Consider the following 1,043-nt stretch of genomic DNA (forward strand, 5'->3'; position numbering starts at 1 on the left):
TGCTGGGGCGGCCCTTGGCATCCAGCAGGCTCACCAGCGCCTCGCCCACGGCCAGCTCGGTGATGGCGGCTTCGATGTCCAGCCCGGGCTTTTGGCGCATGGTTTGTGCCGTGGCCTTGACGGCCTTCTGGTCGCGCGGGGTGAACGCGCGCAGGGCGTGCTGCACGCGGTTGCCCAGTTGGGCCAGCACGGTATCGGGAATATCCAGCGGGTTTTGCGTCACAAAGTACACACCCACGCCCTTGGAGCGCACCATGCGCACCACCAGTTCGATGCGTTCCACCAGCGCCTTGGGCGCTTCGTTGAACAGCAAATGCGCTTCGTCGAAGAAGAACACCAGTTTGGGCTGCTCGGGGTCGCCGATTTCGGGGAGCTGTTCGAACAACTCGGACAGCATCCACAGCAAAAACGTGGCGTACAGGCGCGGCGAGTTCATCAGCTTGTCGGCGGTGAGGATGTTGACCACGCCTTGGCCGTCCACCGTTTGCATGAAGTCGCTGATGTTGAGCATGGGCTCGCCAAAGAACTTGTCGCCGCCCTGTGATTCGATCTGCAGCAGGCCGCGCTGGATGGCGCCCACGCTGGCGGCAGACACGTTGCCATACTGGGTGGTGAACTCGCTGCTGTTGTCGCCCACGTACTGCAGCATGGCGCGCAGGTCTTTCAGGTCGAGCAGCAGCAGGCCGTGGTCATCGGCGATCTTGAACACCATGTTGAGCACGCCGCCCTGGGTGTCGTTCAGGTTCAACATGCGGCCCAGCAGCAACGGGCCCATGTCGGACACGGTGGCCCGCACCGGGTGGCCTTGCTCGCCAAACACGTCCCACAGCGTGGCGGGGCAGGCCAGGGACTCGGGCTGGTCAATGCCGCGCTCTTTCAGGATACCGGCCAGCTTGTCGCCGATGCGGCCCGCCTGGCTGATGCCGGTCAGGTCGCCTTTGACATCGGCCATGAACACTGGAACGCCGATTTTGGAGAAATTCTCCGCCAGGGTCTGCAAGGTGACGGTTTTGCCCGTGCCGGTGGCTCCGGTGATCAGGCCG

1 protein-coding gene is annotated in these 1,043 nt (G+C 63.8%); it reads right to left on the reverse strand.

Annotation, left to right across the window (positions count from 1 at the left end):
* A partial coding sequence (locus AC097L_RS26280; RefSeq protein ID WP_479589626.1) for a helicase HerA-like domain-containing protein occupies nt 1-1,043 on the reverse strand: 1,043 nt, incomplete at both ends.

This window comes from Rhodoferax sp. RT5P35 (assembly GCF_056521385.1).